Here is a 16,769-nt window from a genome sequence, read left to right on the forward strand (position 1 = left end):
GCTCGCGAAAAAGAAAGCCATTCCATCAAATAGTCAGAATGCCGCCAAATAAATATCCAGATTCCCTGATATTATATTAAAATGAGAGGAGACGTACTCATTAACGGGCTTCCCATGATACATGTAAACGCCGTTACGGAATCCATTTTCCGCTCTGATCATCATCTGAATAGCCCCCATGTCCCCGAACGTCAGTAATATCGGGACGAACAAATTGCTATATGCCATCGAGGTAGTACGTGCCACATAATTGCTGATATTCGCCTTGCAATAATGCAGGACGCCGTATTGCTCAAAAATAGCCGGATCGGAATCTTTCAATCCGCAGGTTGTTTCGAAACATCCCCCTTGATTGATCCGCAAGTCAATCACCAACGCTCCCTTTTTCAATGTCCGGATCAATTCTTCCGAAATAACATAATGCCGGCGCGCATTAATATAACGCATGGCGCCAATGATCACATCCGCCGTTTTAAATGCATTTTGCAACACTTTCGGATGGAAATTGGAGGTAAAGACCTTCTGCCCCAAGCTGGATTGGATTGCCCTCAGATTATTAATGTCTTCATCAAAAACCTTGACCAAGGCGCCCAAACCCAAGGCGGCTCGGGCGGCTACGGTTCCGGCCGTACCGGCGCCGATAATCACGATTTCAGTCGGGGGTACGCCGGGGACTCCTCCCAGCAAGATTCCTTTACCACCCTGCAGATTGCTGAGCAGATGGGAGGCGATTGTTATGGAAGTGGCGCCCTCGATCTCCGAGCTTGTATTTAATACGGGACTGCTTCCTCTTTCGTCCGTAATCAACTCGTAGGAGATTGCCGTTATCCGTTTCTCCATCATCAACAGATACGCCTCCGTCTCAAAAATATTGAATTGAACCATGGACAGGAGGATCGAACGGCTTTTCATTAAAGCAACTTCTTCCGCCAAAGGGGGAAGGATCTTAATGATAATATCGGCCTGGAAAACTTCGGCAGGAGTTTCTACGATCACAGCCCCTGCTTCCGAAAAGTGATTGTCGGAATAGTTAATGCCCAACCCGGCATTGGATTCAACCAATACCTGATGGCCGCAACCAGTCAGGATCTCGACCCCTTCCGGAGTCAACGGCATTCGTCGTTCGCCTTTTCCTCTTTCACGCGGAATCCCGATCAACAAACGGTTATTGACCTTACTAATCTCCCGTAATAACTCCTGGGGGATATAGGCCTGTTTCGAATCTCCTCCTATTTGTCCCATTTATAATAATAGTCTTTCCAATCCTTTCGAAATGGTGATTACATCTGTTTCCGTGTCCATCTGTTCGGCATCGTATATAATAGTCGCCTGGTCATAAAAAGAAGTGCGTTTCCCGAGATTTCGAGCGATAAAGCCTTTGAGCTCTTCGCCGGAACGTCCTTGCAGGACAGGGCGGGTTCCTTTGCACATTTCCAGGCGCGCGGCCAATTCCTCTACTGAAACTTTCAGGTATACCGTCGTTCCCACCTTGTTCATAAATTCCATATTGTCATAAAAACAGGGAACTCCTCCTCCGGTTGATATCAAGACATCTTCAAAGTCTGCCACCTCCTGCAGCATCGCCCGTTCGATACGGCGGAACTCCTCCTCTCCTTTTTCCGTAAACAACTGTCCAATAGTCCGATGGTAACGACTCTCAATATAATGATCCAAATCAATAAAAGATAAGGCTAACCGCCCGGCCAAAATCTTGCCCACCGTTGTTTTTCCGGCTCCCATGTATCCGATCAGGAATATACGTTTCATGATTTATCCGTCAATTGTGGCAAAGATACTCTTTTATAGCCAAAAACAAATCTAAAAGATCAGAAGTAACAAAGAAAGCCTCCTATTCTATCTAAAGTTCAAATTTTACGATATATAAAAGACGTTCTATCAGGGCTTCTTTTTTTGCTTCCAACCGGGTTTTGGAATTGATCCTAAAAGACTGGCATGGAGGATGTTTATTTTTAATGGTTTCATGAGTTTATTCGTGAGTAAAAGAAAAGCGATTGCATATTCAATTAATATACAATCGCTTCCTTGATTTTTATTGTTGTCTCACGAGGATTCGAACCTCGACAGACAGAACCAAAAACTGTAGTGCTACCATTACACCATGAGACAATTCAAATCTTTGCCGTTAAAGTCGTGCAAAAGTAGGAATACTATTTTATTTCTGCAAATCCCGCTTCATTTTTATTTGGCAATTAGCAGGAAATAATTCTTTTTGCCCCGCTGAAGCAACAGATACTTTCCATCCAGAAGATTGTCCGCACTGATTATCGTCTCTACGTCTTCCAACTTTTCCTTATTCAGGCTCACCCCTCCGTTTTGAACCAGCTTCCGCATTTCCCCTTTAGAAGCAAAGATCGGTGCAAGCTCCGTACAAAGGTCGACCACCTTCACTCCTGCTCCAAGTGTATTGCTGGAAACTTCATACTGGGGCACCCCGTCGAAGATGGACAGAAGTGTTTCTTCATCCAGTTTCCTCAACACCTCGGAAGTCGAGCTCCCGAATAGAATATTGGAGGCCTCCACCGCCAGATTGTAATCCTCTTCGGAATGAACCATGATAGTAACCTCTTTCGCCAACCGCTTTTGCAACGGGCGCAAATGAGGAGCCGCCTGCTGTTCTTTGACTAAAGCCGAGATCTCTTCCCTGTCCAGCGCCGTAAAAATCTTGATATATTTTTCGGCGTCCGCATCACTGACGTTCAACCAGAATTGGTAGAATTTATAAGGGGTCGTATACCGTCGATCCAACCAGACATTCCCGGATTCGGTTTTCCCGAACTTACCCCCATCAGCTTTCGTTATCAGCGGACAGACCAAGGCAAAGGCCTCGCCACCCTCTTTCCGGCGGATTAATTCGGTCCCGGTCGTGATATTTCCCCACTGATCCGAACCGCCCATCTGGATCCGGCAGCCGTAGTGCTGGTATAAATAGAGATAATCATATCCTTGCAGCAACTGATAAGAAAACTCGGTGAAAGACATCCCTTCGGAGGATTCGCCGCTCAATCGTTTTTTCACCGAATCCTTTGCCATCATGTAATTAACGGTCAGATGCTTTCCAATATCCCGGATAAAATTCAGGAAGGTGTAATCTTTCATCCAATCGTAGTTATTGACCAATACGGCGGCATTCGGCTTATTGGATTCAAAATCCAGGAACTTGGCCAATTGTTTCTTGATTGCTTCCTGGTTATGACGCAGAGTCGGCTCGTCCAGGAGCTTCCTTTCCTGCGATTTCATGGAAGGATCGCCGATCATTCCCGTCGCTCCGCCGATCAGCGCAATTGGACGATGCCCCGCACGCTGGAAATGCTTCAATATCATGACGCTCACCAAGTGACCGATATGTAATGAATCGGCTGTCGGGTCAATCCCTACATAACCGGAGGTTAATTCTTTTTGTAATTGCTCTTCCGTTCCGGGCATCATATCGTGGATCATGCCCCTCCATCTTAATTCTTCAACAAAGTTCATTGTTTTATAATCTGTTTATTAACGGTTGTTTCTCCTATTGGAAAGGGACAAAGGTACGACTTTGTTTATCAAATAGAAAAACATGCCCCTACATTTTCTCTGACCTGCCGGGCGAAAACCTCCACCGGAAGTCCCAAGGCTCCGGAAAGCCGCTCGTAGACCTCCCGGATTTCCACTTTGCGTTCATCCGTCTCGGCCAGTATCCCTTTCGGCCATACCGACCTCACGGCTTCGGGGTTAAAATAATAGCCGAAGGAAAGCAGAAGGCCGGCCTTTCCCAACTGTCCCGCCAGCAAGTCATTTCCGCGAAATCCGTGAATAACCCATGGGCTATGGGGTTTTATCTGTTTGCGGACTTGCAGCAATTCATCCCACGCCTTTACACAGTGGATGATCAAAGGCTTTCCTATCGCCTCCGCCAATTCAGCCTGGGCGATAAAGAGCTTCTCCTGTTGGGCCAGAGAAGCAGCGGCGCGCTTATCAAATCCGGCTTCCCCGACAGCTACGACAACCGGCGATCCGATCACCGATGCCAAGGATTCCAGATAGGGCTCCCACTGAGCCGGAGCTGAACAGGGATGAATCCCGACGGAACAATAGGTTTCCGGCAATACAAAGGAAGCGTTGATTTCCCGGTCCTGGATAACCAATTCATCTGCCGCAGGGCTGCCTTCCCGGTGGGTATGGACATCGCAATAAATCATTAGGGCACCGGGTCATAGCCGCTGCCTCCCCAGGGATGGCAACGGGCGATTCGTTTCAAAGCCAGCCATCCTCCTTTGAACGGTCCGTATTTTCTCAAAGACTGCACAGCATACTCGGAGCAAGTCGGAACGAACCTGCACGAAGCCGGGGTAAGGGGAGAGATACAATATTTATAGAAATAAACCGGCAGCAAAAAGAGGTATGTAAAAAACTTTTTCATCGAATCTTTTCATTCAGGATTCCGATTGCCTTATCCATTGCGCTTTCCATAAGCGGGAACGACGCGACCTCGTTTCCTACATATAAAAAGGCGATGTACAGGCTTTGGTTTTTATCCGAAAGCAGTTTAACCAGGCTATGCTTCCGCACTCTATATGTTTCACGTACCAACCGCTTGATCCGGTTGCGATGCACGGCGCGCTTGATCCGTTTCTTCGGTACGCTGATCATAACGGCGGCCGGTGCGGCGCTTTCTTCAACCGGCAGATAAACCACTCGCAGAGGGTAAGCCATAAAAGACTTCCCTTGGGCAAACAATAAGTCGATCGATCGTTTCCAGAATAGTCTTTCCTCCTTCGAAAGCGTATTCTCAAGGATTGCCATTCTTTTTGTTTTCGTCGAACTCTTTCTTCAGAAACTGCTCCAGCGCAGCCGTCATCGAAGGAGCCTCGGGCGTCGGAGCTTCCACATCCAACCTTAAACCGGCATCCAACACCGCCTTGGCGGTTGTCGGCCCAAAGCAGCCGATACGAATGTCCTCCTGCTTAAAGTCCGGAAAGTTCTTTAAAAGCGAAGAGATTCCGGAAGGGCTGAAGAATACCAGCATATCATAGTCGAACTTTTCTTCTTTCGAAAAGTCATTGCTTACCGTCCGGTACATCACCGCCTTGGTATAAGTAATCTTCTTCGCATCCAGGAGAATGAAAAGGTCGTCCTTATGGACGTCGGATACAGGAACCAGATATTTTTCTTTCACATGTTTTCCGATAATCGTAACCAAGTCTTCCAACTTTCCGGTTTGTCCGTAGAAAATCTTGCGCTTACGATAGACAATATATTTTTGCAGATATACGGCGATAGCTTCCGTCATACAGAAGTATTTCATCGTTTCGGGTATGGTAGTCCGCAGTTCCTCGCATAAATGAAAAAAATGATCGATGGCCGTGCGTGCGGTAAAGACAATGGCGCTATGGTCTAAGATGGATACTCTTTGCTGACGAAATTCTTTCGCTGACAAAGCTTCAACTTTAATAAACGGCCGGAAGTCGATTTCAATACCATATTTATCCGCAATCTCAAAATAAGGAGATTTTTCGGAAGAGGGTCTTGGCTGCGAAACCAACAATTTTTTGATACTTAATGCCATAAAGTACTTGTCTCGATAATATTATATAAATAAATCAACCCTTCGTACAAGAATACAATAGGTAGTATTTCTTGGGCGCAAAGATACAAACTTAAATACAACAAACCTGAATTTTTTATGTAAAATATTCGTAGCGTCTTATAAATTAATAGAATCCGACAAGAAATATAAAAAAATAGAAACATAATGACCGGCACAATGATCAATTCTCCGAAAAAGACAATCCATAAAGCCGGCAGATATAAGAAGATTCCCCAGAACCCCATGATCACATTATAATGTGTCTTCCACAAACGGTATTTTTCCGCATCCGCAAAGACCCATCCCAGGATGTAGTTCATTGCTTGCTTGAACTGGTAAAAAGCAAAAAAGACACAAAAAAGGAGCAGGAGCAGGACACAGACGGCTTTCACACTCGGAATACTGATCTTTCCATAAGCATAAACACCGGAAAAGAGGATGATACAGCAAAGAAACAAGGCCTGGAAAACAAGAAAGGTACGTATCTGGAAATCATCTGCGACCGAGTCTTCAAACAGGCTTTTCCGGTCTTTCACGCTAAACAAGTCCCCGAGCATTTGGGCAAAATAGTGTCTGTTTGCCCGGAATAGAAGAGCAAAAAGGAAAAGCAGGAAAAACATCAGCGAAAAAACGACATCACTGATCAGCTGTCCGTCCCATAACCTAATACCTATATATCCTTCAAACAAACCAGGTTCCACGACACGCTCTAATTGATAATCTCTTATTGGGGAACAAAGATAGGCTTTTCTTCAGTCATAAGTAAGGATTTCTTTGCATGCGGGCGAAACATTTTTCCGCCCCTCCGAACCGGTCTTTATTCGTTTCTCTCTTTTTCCAACCGGATATCGGGATTTAACTGGAGCAGCAGTTTGACGAACTGTTCTTCCTTTTCCGGAGAAATCAGAATTTTGGTCTTATCTTTTTGGCGGAGTAATAAGCGATGCATCGACAGGGCATAACTAAAAGCGGAATTGGCGGTATGTTCCACCTGGAGGATATCCCGGATCTCGATGACCCGGCGTGGGAAAATACTGCATCGCATGACCAGAGTCGCTTCCCTGGTAACGATATAATAGGTGCTGAAATAGATGTGAAGTAATCCGAAAAGGAATATAACCGTACAAACGGTTATTATTCTCTGCTCGTCCATGATCGCTCGCATGCAGACAAAACTCATCAGACACATTAATATATAATACCAACCTCCGACTCTCGACCTGAAAATTCGATCCATACTCTTTTTTTCCGAAAGATAGCGAAAAGAATGGAAAGAACTATTTTAAGAACCATTTTTAAAGGGAACAGGGAAAAAAACGAACAAAATACAGGTAATTTTATACCTTTGTTCTTTTATATATAATAAAAAGAGAATGGTACAGAGATTTGATTATTTGGTGATCGGATCCGGCATTGCGGGAATGAGTTTCGCGTTAAAAGTAGCTAAGAAAGGCCGTGTCGCCTTGATTTGCAAAACGACCCTGGAAGAAGCCAACACCTACTTTGCCCAGGGAGGCATCGCTTCCGTCACAAATCTGATCGTAGACAATTTCGACAAGCATATCGAAGACACGATGATCGCCGGCGACTGGCTAAGCGACCGGCAGGCCGTGGAACAGGTGGTACGCAAGGCGCCCGAACAAATTAAGGAATTAATCAGTTGGGGCGTTCATTTTGATAAAGACGATAAGGGAAACTTCGACCTGCACCGCGAAGGCGGGCACTCCGAGTTCCGCATCCTGCATCATCAGGACAACACGGGAGCCGAAATACAGGACAGTCTGATTCGCGCCATACAAAAACATCCGGGCATTACCGTTTTTGAGAACCATTTCGCCATCGAAATACTGACACAGCACCATCTTGGCGTCACCGTCACCCGCCAGACGCCAGACATTGAATGTTATGGTGCCTACATCATGGATCTCAAAACAGGTAAGATCGATACATTCCTCTCAAAAGTTACCATGATGGCAACCGGCGGCATCGGAGCCGTCTATCAGACGACCACCAACCCGATGGTGGCGACCGGAGACGGCATCGCCATGGTCTATCGGGCCAAAGGAACCGTTAAGGATATGGAGTTTGTACAGTTCCATCCGACCGCCCTCTATCATCCGGGCGACCGGCCGTCGTTTCTCATTACCGAAGCCATGCGGGGGTACGGAGCCGTCCTGCGCACCCTGGACGGCAAAGAATTCATGCAGAAGTATGATCCGCGCCTCTCCCTGGCTCCGCGCGACATTGTAGCCCGGGCTATCGACAATGAGATGAAGATGCGGGGAGAAGACCACGTCTTCCTGGATGTCACCCACAAGGATCCGGAGGAGACAAAGAAACATTTCCCGAACATCTATAAAAAATGCCTTTCCTTAGGAATCGACATCACCAAAGATTATATTCCAGTCGCTCCCTGTGCACACTACCTTTGCGGAGGGATCAAAGTCGACCTAAGCGGCAGGAGTTCGATCCACCGGCTATATGCCGCGGGAGAATGTTCCTGCACGGGCCTGCACGGAGGGAACCGCCTTGCATCGAACTCCCTTATCGAGGCGGTCGTCTACGCGGACGCAGCCGCCAAAGACAGTATGGCGCTTTTGGATTCCCTCAGCTATCAGGAAAACATACCGGCTTGGAATGATGAAGGTACCCGCTCTCCAGAGGAAATGGTACTCATCACCCAAAGCGTCAAGGAGGTGGGGCAGATCATGAGTACCTACGTCGGCATCGTCCGCTCGAACCTGCGGTTGAAGAGAGCATGGGATCGCCTCGACATTCTTTATGAGGAGACCGAAGACCTCTTCAAACGTTCCATTGCATCCAAAGAGATCTGTGAATTGCGTAACATGATTAATACCGGCTACCTGATCATGCGCCAGGCTATAGAGCGAAAAGAAAGCCGCGGCCTTCATTACACGCTCGATTATCCGGCGGCAAAGAGAAAAGTCCCGGAATCAGAGTAAATCCAGGACTTTTTCCAAGGCAAGTCCGTGCGAGCCCTTCAGCAGGATATGGTACCCTTCCAGGGGTTGCGCCGTGAGATAGACTGCCAATTCTTCCTTATTCTTGAAGCAGGGATATCCTTTGGCCCCGGCCAAGGAGGCAAATTGTTCGCCACAGAAGATCGCCTTCTCAAAGTGCATGGACTCGACCAGATCGAGAATTTCGGCATGCAATGCGGCACTCTCGCTTCCCAGTTCCAGCATATCTCCCAAGATGACCGCCTTGGGAGAAGCCTGCATCGCGGAAAAGTTTGCCAAGGCAGCCTTCATACTGCTCGGATTAGCATTATAGGCATCGATGACGAGGTCGTTCCGCCCGGTCTGCTTCCGTTGCGAACGATTATTATTCGGTTCGTATCCGGCGATTGCCCGGCTGATACGCTCGGCCGGCACCTTAAAATAGCGTCCGACGGCAACTGCCGCCAGGACATTTTCGAGATTGTACGCACCAACCAAATGGGTTTCCACCGTATGTATTTTCCCTTGTTGCTTCCAGTTGAAAGCCAGGAAAGGGTTGCTTTCAACCACATGGCCGGAAGCAAAGCAATCTTCCTCCTCTCCATAGGTGATTTGTTCGATGCCCGCTCCGATCTTTTCCAAGTCCTTGTTCCCTTTATGAATAAAGATCTTGCCTTTTGTTTGGCGGAGATAATCGTACATCTCTCCCTTCGTTTTCACAACACCGGCAAAAGAGCCGAAGCCTTCCAGATGGGCATAGCCTACATTCGTAATCAATCCATACGTAGGCATCGCCATATTAACCAATGCCTTGATCTCTCCCGGATGGTTGGCTCCCATTTCAATCACGGCGATCTCATGGTCGTGGTTCAAACGCAACAGTGTCAACGGCACGCCGATATGGTTATTCAGGTTGCCTTCCGTATAAAGGACTTCATATTTGGTTGCCAGCACAGAAGCGACCAGTTCTTTCGTAGTCGTCTTCCCATTGGTTCCGGTAATGGAAATCACCGGTATGTTGAACATCTTCCGGTGACGCTGCCCCAATTCCTGCAAGGTTGTCAGTACGTCATCCACTAAAATCGTCCGCTCTCCTTTGAAATACTTCGGATCATCAATAATTGCGTACGCACAGCCCCTGTTCAAGGCTTTTTCTGCAAATTCATTTCCATCAAAAGTGGTTCCCTTTAGAGCGAAAAAGAGGGAACCGGCCGGGCAGTTCCGACTGTCGGTCGTGATTTTGGGATGAAACACAAACAATTCATACAATTCTGTGAGGCTCATTATACTATTTTCCTTCATGTTATTTTCCGGCAAAAGTAATGTATATTGCATTATTTCTCTACATTTGTAGTAATTTGTTTATCCCTAAAATAAAGAATGGACGTTAAATCCCTCAATATAAAAGGAACGCTTACGGCATGGGAACACCCGGTCGTAATGGGAATTTTGAATATCACTCCGGACTCGTTCTATCCGGGAAGCCGCAAACAAAGCGAAAAAGAAATAACCGGACGCATCGAAACGATCCTGGCGGAAGGCGGTACGATCATTGACGTCGGAGGTTATTCCACGCGTCCGGATGCCGTCCCGGTATCGGCCGAAGAAGAAATGGAGCGCCTCCTGCCCGCCTTGCGGATCCTGCAATCCCACTATCCGGAAGCAACCGTTTCGATCGATACATTCCGCGCCGAGATCGCCCGCCGCGCTGTTGAAGAATACGGTGTTGCCATCATCAATGACATCTCCGGCGGCGAAATCGATCCGGATATGTTTCCGACGGCAGCGGAACTGCATGTGCCCTATATCCTGATGCATATGAAGGGAACGCCCCAGACAATGACGCAACAGACCGATTACGCCGACCTGATGGAAGAGATCCTCCTCTATATGGCACGGAAAGTCCGCCAACTGCATCTGCTTGGAGTCAACGACATCATTTTGGATCCCGGATTCGGATTCAGCAAGACGTTGGACCAGAACTACAAGTTGATGCGGGAATTACATCAGTTTGAAACGTTTGAATTACCTTTGCTGGTAGGCATTTCCCGTAAAAGAATGATCTGGAATTTATTGGATTCGACAGTGGAAGAAAGCCTAAACGGAACGACGGCTCTCAATACGTATGCACTCCTGCAAGGAGCCGATATCCTGCGCGTGCATGACGTGAAGGCGGCAACGGAAGCGGTCAGGATTGTTGAGAAACTGAAAGCATCTTCTGATAAAATATTATTGAAAAATGACGTGGATACCATTCGGCATTAAAGATGCCATCGACATTCTGTTGGTTGCCTTCATCTTATATAAGACCTATCAACTGATGAAAGGCTCGGGGACCCTGGCGATCTTCAGCGGGCTTGTCTCCTTCCTGGTTGTCTGGATACTCGTCTCACAGGTACTGGAAATGCGCCTGTTAGGCTCTATACTGGATAAATTCATTAGCGTGGGATTCATCGTCCTGGTTATCCTGTTCCAGGATGACATCAAACGATTCCTGGTAGCACTGGGCACCCATAGTGGCTGGCGCTTTCTCGCCAAATTCTTTTCAAAACGGGACACAGATACCGAAAACGAAGGAAAATACATTGCTCCCGTGGTGCTGGCCTGCATGAATATGGCAAAGAAGAAGACCGGAGCCCTGATAGTCATCGAAAAGGAAATCGATTTGTCAGTTTACGAACATACGGGCGAGATGTTCAACGCGGAAGTAAACGCCCGCCTGATCGAAAATATCTTTTTCAAGAACAGTCCCCTGCACGACGGAGCCATGATCATAGCGGATAACCGGATCAAGGCGGCCGGATGTATACTCCCTGTCGCACAGAATGCGGAGATTCCGAAAGATTTAGGATTGAGGCACCGATCCGGGCTCGGCATGTCGATGGAAACCGACGCCATGGTGGTTATCGTCTCGGAAGAAAGAGGGCAGATTTCAGTAGCCCATAACGGCAAACTTCAGATCAACATCAGCGCCGAAGAATTGCAACAAATCCTTTCGGGCGAACGAAAAATCTGATAAATTGTTAAATCTTCTGAAACTGACAAGTTGACTTTTAAATCTTTTGCCTATTTTGCAAACCCTATGTTGCAAATAGTTACTTTTGTAAAACGAATCAAAGTATCTATGCTAACAAAATAATAAACTTCCTCATGGATTTAATTCAACAACTTATTGCGCGCGCCAAAGAAAACAAACAGCGCATTGTCCTTCCGGAAGGGACGGAAGAACGGACGATAAAGGCGGCTGACCAACTTCTTGCAGATCAGGTCGCAGATATCATTCTTATCGGTAATCCAACAGAAATCGAAGCCTTAGCGGCAAAATTCGGTTTGTCGCATATCAAAAAGGCTACCGTCATCGATCCCAAAAGCCATCCCAAGAAAGCGGCTTATGCCGAATTGCTTTTTCAACTGCGTCAAAAGAAAGGGATGACGCCCGAAAAGGCGGCTGTACTCGTAGAGAATCCACTCTATTTAGGCAGCCTAATCATCAAGGCCGGCGATGCCGACGGTGAAATCGCCGGTGCGGACAATACGACGGGGGACGTTTTGCGTCCGGCCTTGCAAATCATAAAGACGCTGCCGGGCATCAGTTGTGTTTCCGGAGCCTTCCTTATATTCCTCAAGGATAAGAGTTACGGTGAAAACGGGCTTATGTTGTTCGCCGATTGCGCTGTGATGCCGAATCCGACCGCGCCGGAATTGGCCCAAATAGCCATTTCGACAGCCGATACCGCCCGCCATATCGCAGGCATAGAGCCCCGGATCGCCATGCTTAGCTTCTCCACCAAGGGAAGCGCTTCCGGTGAGCAGGTTGAAAAAGTAGTGGAAGCCACCCGCCTGGCCAAAGAATTAAGGCCGGAACTGGCCATAGACGGCGAGTTGCAGGCGGACGCCGCCGTAGTTCCTTCCGTAGCGCAAAAGAAAGCGCCGGGAAGCGCCGTTGCAGGCAAAGCGAATGTATTTGTATTTCCCAACCTGGAAGTCGGAAACATCGGTTACAAGATGGTACAGCGTTTCGGAGGAGCGGAAGCGATCGGCCCTCTTTTACAGGGGATGGCCGCTCCGGTAAACGACCTTTCAAGAGGTTGTTCCGTAGAAGATATCTATAAGATGGTCGCTATTTGTTGTAACCAGGCAATCGCCGTAAAAAACAGAAAATGAGAATATTGGTATTAAATTGCGGAAGCAGCTCCATCAAATATAAATTGTATGACATGGAGACCCGCGAAGTCATGGCGCAGGGAGGAATTGAGAAAGTAGGGCTAAAAGGCGCCTTCCTGAAATTAACCGACAAAAACGGAGAGAAAGTAGTTATCGAAAAAGAAATTCCCGGGCATCAGGAAGGAATCGGATTTATCCTCGACATCCTGACCGACGACAAATACGGCTGCATTAAAAGCTACAAGGAAATCGATGCGATCGGCCACCGGGTGGTACATGGAGGGGAAGCCTTCTCATCCAGCGTACAAATCAACCAGGAGGTGCTCGACATGATCATCAAATGCTCCGATCTGGCACCGCTGCATAATCCGGCGAATCTGAAAGGTATCTATGCCATGCAAGGCATCTTGCCGCAGACGCCGCAGGTTGCCGTTTTCGACACGGCCTTCCACCAAACGATGCCTGAAAAAGCCTACATGTACGGCTTACCTTACGAACTTTACACGAAATATGGGGTCCGGCGTTACGGATTCCACGGCACGAGCCACCGCTATGTATCCCGCCGGGCCTGCGAGTTCCTGGGCGTTCCCTATGAAGAGCAGAAAATCATAACCGCCCATATCGGCAACGGTGGTTCCGTAACGGCCATCAGAGACGGAAAATCCATCGATACCTCCATGGGATTGACTCCCGTAGAAGGATTGGTCATGGGAACACGTTGCGGCGATGTTGATCCGGGAGCCCTGGCCTTTGTCATGGACAAAGAGAACATGGATGGAGCCGGGCTCTCTAATCTTATTAACCGGCAGAGCGGAGTCTTGGGATTATCCGGCATCTCTTCCGACATGCGGGACATTGAAAAGGGAGTAAAAGAAGGGAACGAAAGAGCGATCCTGGCGCTGTCCGTCTACGACTACAGAATCAAAAAATACATCGGCGCTTACTCTGCCGCACTGGGCGGACTGGATATTCTGGTATTCACCGGAGGAGTCGGCGAAAACCAGGCAATCACCCGGCAAACGATTTGCGAGAATATGGAATACCTGGGCATCCGGTTCGACGTTGAAACCAATAAGAAAATCCATGGCACGGAGGCTATTATCAGCCTTCCGGAAAGCAGGGTAAAGGTCGTCGTCATCCCGACGGATGAAGAGTTTATGATCGCATCCGATACGGCAGAGATTCTAAATAAGAAATAAAAAAATGATTTAATATGGGAACACGAATATTAAACCGCATTGTCCTGGCGGTTCTATGGCTATCATCCATCGGATTATATGCACAGCAGCAGGTTCCACTCATTCCGATCGACCCTAAGGTCCGGTATGGAAAATTGGAAAATGGGCTCACTTACTATATCCGGGCGAACCAAGAGCCCAAAGAACGCGCGGAGTTCTATATTGCCCAAAATGTCGGCGCCATTCTTGAAAACGACGACCAAAACGGACTGGCTCACTTCCTTGAACATATGGCTTTCAACGGAACAACCCACTTTCCCGGAAAAGGAATCATCAAATATTTTGAGTCGATCGGCGTACGCTTCGGATATAATATCAACGCATATACTTCATTGGACGAAACAGTCTATAACCTTTCCGATGTTCCGACCACAAGGGAGGGCATTATCGACAGCGCCCTGCTCGTACTCCACGACTGGTCGAGCTTCATTCTTCTGGAAGATACAGAAATAGAAAGCGAGCGAGGAGTCATCCTGGAAGAATGGCGAACCGGCGCGGACGCTAACCGCCGGATGTGGAAGAAAGCCAATGCGTTGAAATATCCGGGATCGCAATATGCGAAGCGGGATGTGATCGGGGATACGGCCGTGATCAACAATTTCTCCCACCAGGCGCTCCGGGATTTTTACCACAAATGGTACCGCCCCGACCTGCAAGCCATCCTGGTAGTAGGGGACATTGACGTCGACCAGGTGGAAGCCAAATTAAAGACACTGTTCAGCGATATTCCTAAAAAAGAAAATGCCGGCGAACGCCCGGTTTATGAGATTGCGGACAATGACGAACCGATCGTCGCGATTGTTACCGACCCGGAGGCACGTGTTACACAGATGGCGTTGGAGTATAAGAAAGATCCGCTTCCGGACGACGTGAAGAAATCGATCAATGGATACCTTTTCAACGCGGCTAACAATTTGATCTCGTTCATGATCAACAACCGTTTCTCTGAAATTACGCAACAGGCCGACGCTCCTTTTATCGCAGGTTTCGGAAGCTACGGCAACCTGGTCAAATCGAAAGACGCCTTCTACCTGATAGCTATCCCGAAAGACGGGCAGGAGCAGGCCGGACTGGATGCATTGGCGCTTGAAGCCGAGAAGATCAAGCGTTTCGGCTTTACCAATTCGGAATTCGAACGGGCGAAAACCGATTTGCTGAAGAATGTAGAGAAACAATACAACGAAAGGGAGAATCAAAAGAATGTAGCGCTGGCGCGCGAATATGTACGCAACTTTCTCGAGGGAGAACTGATTCCCGGCATTGAATGGGAATACCAAACCCTGCAGATGGCCCTCCCCCAACTTTCCCTTGCTACGATCAATGAAATGGCTAAATCGTATATCACGGACAAGAACCTGATTGTTTCCATAACAACATCCGATAAGGCAACGCAACTTCCCACGAAAGAGGCCGTACTTGCTTCCCTCGCGAAAGCCGAAAAGACGGAATTGGCAGCCAAAGCGGAAGAAGATCTGAACAAGCCCCTTCTGAAGGAAACCCCCGCCGCCGGAAGCATTGCCAAAGAAACGGATAATGCTGCCTTGGGCGTAACCGAATGGACCCTGAGCAATGGCATAAAAGTTCTACTGAAACCGACGGATTTCAAGAAAGATGAGATTCTCATGACGGCCTTCAGCAAGGGAGGCACTTCGAAGGTCAGCAACATTGCCGATCTTCCTTCGGCGTTCTTCGCCTCCCATATTGCAGGTTCCAATGGATTAGGGGAATATAACCAGGTCGACCTGCAGAAAGTGCTGACCGGGAAAATTGCCAACGTAAGTCCCTACATCAGCACCTATAGCGAGGGATTTAACGGCAACTCTTCCGTTAAGGATTTCGAGACGTTGCTCCAGTTGGTTTACCTCAATTTCACGGGCACCCGCAAGGACGACAATAGTTTCCAAGCCTTTACCAACATGCTCCGCACAAGCTTGGCAAACAGTGCAAAGGATCCGAAGAAAGCCTTCTCCGACACGATCAATCTGGCATTAAGCGGCCACAGCCCGCGTACGATATTGATGGAGCCGGCCATTATCGATAAGATCGACCAAGATAAAGCATTGGCTATTTTCCGCGATCGTTTCGCCATCCCCGCCGATTTCACGTTCGTATTCACCGGAAACATCGATCCGAAAAATCCCGAAGTGCGCAAGGTAATCTCGACTTATCTGGGAGGCTTGAAGTCCGCCCAGACCAAGGAGAATTACACCGATAACAAGGTCCGCGTTCCCAAAGGGAAAATTGAGAATACATTCACGAAAGAAATGCAGGTCAAGACAGCTTCCAACCTGGTCTTTTATAGTGCCACCTTACCCTACAACATGCAGAACGATGTAACGTTGCAGGCCATCGAAAACCTGTTGTTCGACCGTTACCTGGAAAGCATCCGTGAGAAGGAAGGCGGTTCTTATGGTGTTGGGGTACAAGCCGGCATCAATGATATTCCGGTAAAAGAGGCCTCTCTGCTGATGAACTTCGATACTGATCCGGAGAAACAACCTAAGCTGATCGGTATCATCTACCGGGAAGTGGACGATTTGGTCAAGAATGGACCCAGCATCGAATCCGTGAAGAAGATCCAGGAAAACATGCTGAAGAAATATGCGGAGAACCTCCGTGAAAATGCTTGGTGGAGAAGCGCTATCAAGGTCTATTATGAAGACGGCTGGAATCTGGCAAAAGATTACAAGGATGCCGTAAACGCACTGACTCCGGAACTAATCCGGAAGACATTGAAAGAGATCGTAGATCAGAATAACGTAATCGAGGTAGTAATGAAGCCTGCCGCCTAATCCTGCGGGATGATTCAAAAAAACGGGAACT

At 47.9% G+C, this 16,769-nt stretch carries 16 protein-coding genes; 6 read left to right on the top strand and 10 right to left on the bottom strand.

Annotated elements, in window-relative coordinates; all coding sequences use genetic code 11:
- Nucleotides 1-33: 33 nt before the first annotated feature.
- The 9 genes from BQ8014_RS00620 to BQ8014_RS00665 all read right to left on the bottom strand — a co-directional run bounded on the left by BQ8014_RS00620 (nucleotide 34) and on the right by BQ8014_RS00665 (nucleotide 6,821).
- Nucleotides 34-1,242, bottom strand: coding sequence for an alanine dehydrogenase (locus BQ8014_RS00620; RefSeq protein ID WP_080902655.1), 1,209 nt, complete (start codon nucleotides 1,240-1,242; stop codon nucleotides 34-36).
- The gene (locus tag BQ8014_RS00625; protein ID WP_080902656.1) at nucleotides 1,243-1,767 is read right to left on the bottom strand and encodes a shikimate kinase; all 525 of its coding nucleotides are present in this window, start codon (nucleotides 1,765-1,767) and stop codon (nucleotides 1,243-1,245) included.
- 432 nt (nucleotides 1,768-2,199) lie between these two features.
- Complete coding sequence (tyrS, locus tag BQ8014_RS00635) at nucleotides 2,200-3,492, bottom strand: tyrosine--tRNA ligase (protein WP_080902657.1); 1,293 nt, start codon at nucleotides 3,490-3,492, stop codon at nucleotides 2,200-2,202.
- A 68-nt stretch (nucleotides 3,493-3,560) separates the two neighbouring features.
- Complete coding sequence (locus tag BQ8014_RS00640; RefSeq protein ID WP_080902658.1) at nucleotides 3,561-4,196, bottom strand: TatD family hydrolase; 636 nt, start codon at nucleotides 4,194-4,196, stop codon at nucleotides 3,561-3,563.
- The gene (gene yidD / locus BQ8014_RS00645; protein WP_080902659.1) at nucleotides 4,196-4,417 is read right to left on the bottom strand and encodes a membrane protein insertion efficiency factor YidD; all 222 of its coding nucleotides are present in this window, start codon (nucleotides 4,415-4,417) and stop codon (nucleotides 4,196-4,198) included. The genes BQ8014_RS00640 and yidD overlap by 1 nt, the downstream gene beginning before the upstream one ends.
- The gene (gene rnpA / locus BQ8014_RS00650) at nucleotides 4,414-4,800 is read right to left on the bottom strand and encodes a ribonuclease P protein component (RefSeq protein WP_080902660.1); all 387 of its coding nucleotides are present in this window, start codon (nucleotides 4,798-4,800) and stop codon (nucleotides 4,414-4,416) included. Before rnpA ends, yidD begins: the two co-directional genes overlap by 4 nt.
- A complete protein-coding gene (locus BQ8014_RS00655) occupies nucleotides 4,787-5,563 on the bottom strand; it encodes a uroporphyrinogen-III synthase (protein WP_080902661.1) in 777 nt (258 codons plus the stop codon). The genes rnpA and BQ8014_RS00655 overlap by 14 nt, the downstream gene beginning before the upstream one ends.
- Nucleotides 5,554-6,285 (bottom strand): DUF4271 domain-containing protein, encoded by a 732-nt coding sequence (locus tag BQ8014_RS00660; protein ID WP_234997948.1) that lies wholly within the window; start codon nucleotides 6,283-6,285, stop codon nucleotides 5,554-5,556. Before BQ8014_RS00660 ends, BQ8014_RS00655 begins: the two co-directional genes overlap by 10 nt.
- Before the next feature lie 116 nt (nucleotides 6,286-6,401).
- Nucleotides 6,402-6,821, bottom strand: a complete 420-nt coding sequence (locus BQ8014_RS00665; protein WP_080902662.1) for a PH domain-containing protein — start codon at nucleotides 6,819-6,821, stop codon at nucleotides 6,402-6,404.
- Between the two features lie 136 nt (nucleotides 6,822-6,957).
- Between BQ8014_RS00665 and nadB the strand changes: the two genes are divergently transcribed.
- On the top strand, nucleotides 6,958-8,547 hold the full coding sequence (nadB, locus tag BQ8014_RS00670) for an L-aspartate oxidase (protein WP_080902663.1): 1,590 nt from the start codon (nucleotides 6,958-6,960) through the stop codon (nucleotides 8,545-8,547).
- Here nadB and murF read toward each other — a convergent pair.
- Nucleotides 8,539-9,828 carry a UDP-N-acetylmuramoyl-tripeptide--D-alanyl-D-alanine ligase gene (murF, locus tag BQ8014_RS00675; protein ID WP_080905737.1) on the bottom strand — a complete coding sequence of 430 codons (1,290 nt, stop codon included), beginning with the start codon at nucleotides 9,826-9,828 and terminating at the stop codon, nucleotides 8,539-8,541. The genes nadB and murF overlap by 9 nt on opposite strands.
- A 96-nt stretch (nucleotides 9,829-9,924) precedes the next feature.
- On the opposite strand from murF, the gene folP reads away from it, so the two are divergent.
- The 5 genes from folP (at nucleotide 9,925) to BQ8014_RS00700 (ending at nucleotide 16,738) form a co-directional block, all read left to right on the top strand.
- A complete protein-coding gene (folP, locus tag BQ8014_RS00680) occupies nucleotides 9,925-10,809 on the top strand; it encodes a dihydropteroate synthase (protein ID WP_080902664.1) in 885 nt (294 codons plus the stop codon).
- A complete protein-coding gene (cdaA, locus tag BQ8014_RS00685) occupies nucleotides 10,784-11,560 on the top strand; it encodes a diadenylate cyclase CdaA (protein ID WP_080902665.1) in 777 nt (258 codons plus the stop codon). The genes folP and cdaA overlap by 26 nt, the downstream gene beginning before the upstream one ends.
- Nucleotides 11,561-11,694: 134 nt before the next feature.
- Nucleotides 11,695-12,708 (top strand): phosphate acetyltransferase, encoded by a 1,014-nt coding sequence (gene pta, locus BQ8014_RS00690; RefSeq protein WP_080902666.1) that lies wholly within the window; start codon nucleotides 11,695-11,697, stop codon nucleotides 12,706-12,708.
- Complete coding sequence (locus BQ8014_RS00695) at nucleotides 12,705-13,907, top strand: acetate/propionate family kinase (protein ID WP_080902667.1); 1,203 nt, start codon at nucleotides 12,705-12,707, stop codon at nucleotides 13,905-13,907. Before pta ends, BQ8014_RS00695 begins: the two co-directional genes overlap by 4 nt.
- 14 nt (nucleotides 13,908-13,921) lie before the next feature.
- On the top strand, nucleotides 13,922-16,738 hold the full coding sequence (locus BQ8014_RS00700; RefSeq protein ID WP_080902668.1) for a M16 family metallopeptidase: 2,817 nt from the start codon (nucleotides 13,922-13,924) through the stop codon (nucleotides 16,736-16,738).
- The last annotated feature ends 31 nt before the right edge of the window (nucleotides 16,739-16,769 follow it).

Origin of the sequence: Parabacteroides sp. Marseille-P3160 (genome assembly GCF_900162725.1) — a bacterium.
GTDB lineage: Bacteria > Bacteroidota > Bacteroidia > Bacteroidales > Tannerellaceae > Marseille-P3160.